The 5,968-nt window shown below is 39.6% G+C and carries 3 protein-coding genes; 2 read left to right on the top strand and 1 reads right to left on the bottom strand.

What is annotated here, in order from left to right; genetic code table 11:
• The coding region (locus tag H7254_RS20150) for a TonB-dependent receptor plug domain-containing protein (protein WP_301934685.1) at positions 1-676 on the bottom strand (676 nt) is incomplete at its 3' end.
• A 199-nt stretch (positions 677-875) separates the two neighbouring features.
• On the opposite strand from H7254_RS20150, the gene H7254_RS20145 reads away from it, so the two are divergent.
• Positions 876-1,886 carry a hypothetical protein gene (locus H7254_RS20145; protein WP_301934684.1) on the top strand — a complete coding sequence of 337 codons (1,011 nt, stop codon included), beginning with the start codon at positions 876-878 and terminating at the stop codon, positions 1,884-1,886.
• A gap of 496 nt (positions 1,887-2,382) precedes the next feature.
• Positions 2,383-5,799 carry a ThuA domain-containing protein gene (locus H7254_RS20140; protein ID WP_301934683.1) on the top strand — a complete coding sequence of 1,139 codons (3,417 nt, stop codon included), beginning with the start codon at positions 2,383-2,385 and terminating at the stop codon, positions 5,797-5,799.
• The last annotated feature ends 169 nt before the right edge of the window (positions 5,800-5,968 follow it).

Genomic DNA, 5,968 nt, shown 5'->3' with positions numbered 1-5,968 from the left:
TTGATTCAATATCATCGGGGTTGATGTCAGAAATAGAACTGATGTTTTGCCCCTGTCCAACTTCTTCTCCGGTTGTATTGAATGAAGTGGATAAAGAAGAATTGCTTTCGCTCAACATGGGTATGCCATCTACTACATACAATGGGTTTTGTGCACCACGGATACTTACCAGCAAACCTGCCCCGGGCGTACCGGAGGGCGACGTAACATTAATACCGGAAAGCTTTCCCTGTATGCTGTTGGCAAGGTTGGAGAGCGGCTGGTTTTTAAAATCCTTGTTGCTTATGGAAGCTACCGCCCCGGTAAGATTTGATTTTTTTTGTGTGCCATAACCAATCATTACCACTTCTGCTAACTGACTGGTAGATTCCTGGAGTTGCACCACAATGCTGCTGCCTTCTTTTACCGCTACCGTTTTATTTTTATACCCTACAATTGTAACTTCAATACTACCAACGGCGGCGGGTAGCTGCAGATTAAAACTGCCGTCTTCAAGGGTAGTAGTACCCATACTTTTATCGCTACCTTTAATGCTAACCGATGCACCCTGCACGGGGTTACTTAACTGGTCTTTTACCACGCCTTTTAAGGAATGGTTCTGCGCTAATGAAACAAGCGGCCAGGCTACAAAAAGAAAAATTGCGAGTGCGCCATGAAGTAACCGGGATGAGATCATGTGTATTATTTTACAGTTAATTTTTAGTATGCCAAAAGTAATGAAAGCCATTGTTCCACAATTAGAGTCAAAAAAAATAGATAGAATTTTTTAAATCGTTGATTATCAATATTAAAATTAAGTCAAAACTTAGTAGATTTGAAAGTCAAAACAAATTGGTCATTTTGACCGGATATATTTTAATACATTTAAGATGCTGTTGAGCAAAAAAATTATAAAGGCGGTAGAGTTTCATACCGAAATTATTAAATTGTTTTATCCTGAAAAGGGAATGGAAAATAAAGAGAATTTTACGAGAACTCATTTTAATAATATGGCGGTGCTGATCAATAAAAATATCACCCGTGCAGTGATTTCAAAACCTGATCTTGTGGAGCATTATTTTGTGATTGGCAAATTAAAACTGCACAAAGAAATATTGAACCTTCGTTGCGGATCAGCAGCAGGTTTTATTGATTATTTAAGCAAGCGAAGCGAATACCAGGTATACAATTGGGTGAGTGGAAAAACGCTGCAGAGCTATTGGAATAATGGCAGTGCCAAATTGGTAAAAGTAAATACGCTGCTGGTTTTTTTGCAGGTACCCTTAAATGAGTGGGACAATTGGATGCTTGAAAGACCAAAGTTGCAGGCAAGGGATGAAGCCTCTGCAATATTTCCTTTTAAAAGCCCGGAATTGAATCATGCTTCTTTTGAAATGATTAGAAAATATTACACGGGCAATTATTATTTGTACTACCAAAAAACAGATGCAACCAACCATATCATTAAAACACCTTTTATTTTAAAAGAACATACCAGCGGAAAAATATTGGTGCATTCCGTTTCAGAAGGCCACCGCTACAACGGTAAAGTAATGGGACTAAGGGATGGCTGCCTGTACATCAATTGCCAGAATCTTGATTTTGAAGAAATGGAACAATATGTCTTCAATATCGGGCTGGAAACAAACCCCGAAGTATTATTTGGGGTATCCACCACGGTGAGTGTAAAAGAAAGGCTGGGCGTGGCTTTGAAGAATATCCTGGTAAAGCAGAAAACAAATGTGGAAGAATTTGAAAATGAAAAGGAGATTGAAATTCCATTCAGCAAAAACTATACTCAGGTTTCAGAAGAATCGGTGATTGTAAATTATTTAAAAAACAGCTCCCATAATATTATTAAAACAAGGAGTTGTTGTAACATTTCTGAATTAAGCGTGGGTGTTTAGCTTCGAAAGGATTAATTTAAATAGCTTCTGTTGAAAGCTGAAGTAAGGATCATCGTGTGAATGTCGAAAGAAAAATTTTCCAAATATTGTTGCCGCCAGTGGAGGTTGTATCGTATGTACCTTCTCAAAAGGTGAGAGCAGGCAGGATTGGACAATGCGGCAAAGCAGTGTAAAAATCCGGCGTTCACAAATTGAAACGACAACGGTTCGTAGAGATTATCTTTGCACATATCCTTAAAAAAGCAAAACTGAAAACGGTTTGTACAATTAAAAATTTTAATAACATCCGTTTAACGGTGATAAGCGGTAAAATACAATTATTACGGTTTCAAAAACCAGTGGTACATTTACCAATAAAATTAAATCGAATGCCTGGTCATCCAAATAAGCAATTGCAATACGGCACAATAAAATTATTACCTCAATTACTACCCAAAATATACTGCTGATAAAAACATAATCTTATATTCTTCTTATACATAAAAATAAAATCAACATGAATCGTTCACTTGCCATTGTGAAAAATCTTCTATTAATTACAGTTGTATTACTCACTTTTTCCTGTTCTAAAAAAGAGGGCAAAGCAAAAATCCTGGTCTTTAGTAAAACAGCAGGCTATCATCATGAATCTATTGCAGAAGGCAATGTAGCCATAGAAAAATTAGGTAGTCTGAATAATTTTGATGTGGACACTACTACTGATGCCGCAATGTTTACTGAAGACACCTTAAAAAAATATGCAGCAGTGGTTTTTTTGAGCACTACCGGCGATGTGCTGAATTATTTACAGGAAGCCGCTTTTGAGCGCTACATACAGGCTGGTGGCGGTTACATGGGCATTCATGCTGCGGCAGATTGCGAATACGACTGGGGCTGGTATGGCAGGCTGGTGGGAGGTTATTTTTTAAGTCATCCCGGTATTAATGATACTTTCCCCAACATACAGCCAGGGATATTAAACGTGGTAGATAAAGAAAATATCGCTACCAAATTTTTACCGGCTGAATGGAAAAGAACCGATGAGTTTTATAGTTTTAAGAAGCTGAGTAAGGATACAAAAATACTGCTGAAAATTGATGAAAAATCTTATCACGGCGGCGCAAACGGAGATAACCATCCTATGGCCTGGTACCATGCGTATGATGGCGGCCGTGCTTTTTATACAGCCCTTGGCCATACAAAAGAATCTTTTAGTGAAGACAATTATCTTAAACATATTTTGGGTGGTATTCAATATGCCATCGGCGATAATAAAGCACTGGACTATTCAAAAGCGAAAACACAGCTACCTCCGGAAGATAACCGTTTTACAAAGACACAACTTTCACAAGGCGACTTGTATGAACCAACAGAAATGACCGTGTTGCCGAATCTGGATATCCTGGTGATTCAGCGCCGAGGCGAAATCATGTTATATAAACAGGATACAAAAAAAGTAAAGCAGGTGGGTTTTTTAAATGTGTATTTTAAAACTTCTGTGCCCGGTGTAAATGCAGAAGAAGGTATGTTGGGTTTATCCAAAGATCCTGACTTTGCGAAGAACAGCTGGGTATATATTTATTACAGTCCAATTGATAGTTCAGTAAACCGTTTATCAAGATTTAGTTTTAAAAATGATACGCTGGATAAGGCTACTGAAAAAGTAATTCTGGAAGTAAAGTCGCAGAGAGAAATTTGCTGCCATACCGGTGGCTCAATTGCATTTGGTCCGGATAAATTATTGTATTTTTCTGCAGGGGATAATTCGACGCCATTTGATGAACCCGGCGCTAAATATGTAAACAGCGGCTATTCGCCTACCAATGATTTTTCTCCTAACCAGCAATATGATGCAAGAAGATCATCAGGCAATACCAACGATCTTCGCGGAAAGATAATGCGCATCAGGGTTAAAGAGGATGGAAGCTACGAAATACCCGATGGCAATCTGTTTCCAAAAGGCATGGCTAAAACAAGGCCTGAAATTTATGTAATGGGTAACCGCAATCCATACCGTATTTCTGTTGATCAGAAAAACAGTAATTTATATTGGGGCGAGGTTGGTCCGGATGCAAACAATGATAGTTTGACTACCCGTGGCCCCCGTGGCTATGATGAAATAAACCAGGCACGCAAGGCAGGCTACTTCGGCTGGCCTTTGTTTGTAGGCAACAACTATGCTTACCGCCAGTTTGATTATGGAACCGGAAAAAGCGGTGATGCCTTCGACCCGGCCCATCCCATCAACAATTCAAAATACAATACTGGTTTAAAAGAATTACCACCGGCACAACCAGCGTTTATCTGGTATCCCTATGCAGCTTCACCTGATTTTCCGCAGCTAGGTACGGGTGGAAGAAATGCAATGGTTGGACCAGTTTATTATACGGATTTGTATCCAAAAGAAACCCGTTTGCCGGAATATTACAACGGTAAATTATTGATCTACGATTGGATACGTGGCTGGGTAAAAGCCGTAACCATGCTGCCTAACGGAGACTTTGATAAAATGGAACCTTTCTTTCCATCTCTAAAAGTAAATTCTCTAATAGATATGGAAGTTGGTCCGGATGGTAAATTGTATTTACTTGAATATGGTAATGGCTGGTTTACAAAAAATATAGATGCAGGTATTGCAAGAATTGATTTTAACGGCGGCAACAGGCCTCCGGTAATTGCTTCCATCAAAACAAATAAAAGCACCGGCGTACTGCCATTTGCTGTGAAAATAACTGTTGATGCGAAGGATCTTGAAAAAGATAAGATCAGTTATAAATGGAATCTTGGTAATGGTACTACAAAAGAAACGACCGAACCAACATTGGATTACACTTACGCCACCGCAGGCGATTACATCATATCGGTGCAAGCAAAAGATGATAAAGGAGCTTCATCAAAAAGTGATGACATAAGAGTGTATGCAGGCAACGAAACACCTACCGTAACAGTTGATATTACCGGTGGTAATAAATCTTTTTATTTACCCGGCGTACCGGTCCAGTATGCCGTAACCGTTGCAGATAAAACAGATACTGCAAAGTTTGACGCATCCAACCTGTATGTGTCTGTTGATTATGTTGAAGGCTTTGATAAAGCAGCTTCTCCCATGGGTCATCAGCAAGGACAAGCGGCTATTAGCGGTAAAACTTTAATGCTGTCGCTGGATTGTAAGAGTTGTCATAAAGAAGAAGAAAAATCGGTAGGTCCTTCCTTTATTGAGGTATCAAAAAAATACGGGAAAGACCCCAATGCTCTTGCATATCTGTCTCAAAAAATAATAAAAGGCGGAAGTGGCGTTTGGGGTCAGGTGGCCATGGCAGCACACCCTACTTTATCGCAGGAAGACGTACACCAGATCGTTGGCTGGGTACTGTCGCTTTCCAATAAAGCAGCTATTAAAAAATCGCTTCCTCAAACCGGTTCCGTTGTTCCGCCAGCCAATCAAAAACCTTCCAGTGTATTGGTTTTATCCGCCAGTTACACTGACAAGGGTGGCAATAATATCAAGGCACTTACTGGCAACAGTTCGGCCTCCTTAAAAAACAACATGGTACTATTTAGTGGCAAAGAAAAAACAAATGGCTTTACAACATATAAATACAACGGAATGAACGTGATGGTGTTTCCGGCAACAGAAGGTTGGTTTGCTTTGGATAACATTGATCTAACTGGAGTAAAATCTTTGCTGATAAACAGTTCCTGGAAGGCTGCACCAACAAAGGCGCTTGCATTTGAAGCTAGGCTGGATGAACCAGATGGAAAAGTATTGGGCAGCGGCAGCATTCCTGTTGCGGGCAAAACCCAAAAAGGCGGTGTTGCAAAACTGCCCATAACAACAGTAGCAGATGGAAAAATGCACACCATTTATATTTTGTATAAATCGCAGGAAAAATTACAGGCTGGCATTACGTCTGTGCAGTTTTCGGCGAATTGATAATAGGCTGTCATTTTCGAAATATCAGGAGACTTGTCTGAAAATGAAACTGGTAGTCAGGGAAATGTGCATAGTGTGGCATTACTTGTAGTGCTTGAAATTATTTGGAAACAGGACGATATTTTGGAATTATGGGTGGTGCATCGAATGACCGTTATTCATGCATATT

Source organism: Ferruginibacter sp., assembly GCF_014377975.1.
Classification (GTDB): domain Bacteria; phylum Bacteroidota; class Bacteroidia; order Chitinophagales; family Chitinophagaceae; genus Ferruginibacter.
This window is presented reverse-complemented; position numbering and strand designations above follow the sequence as displayed.

Excerpts from the sequence above, each read along its gene's own strand:
- H7254_RS20140 (WP_301934683.1), top strand. The coding sequence starts at position 2,383 with ATGAATCGTTCACTTGCCATTGTGAAAAATCTTCTATTAATTACAGTT.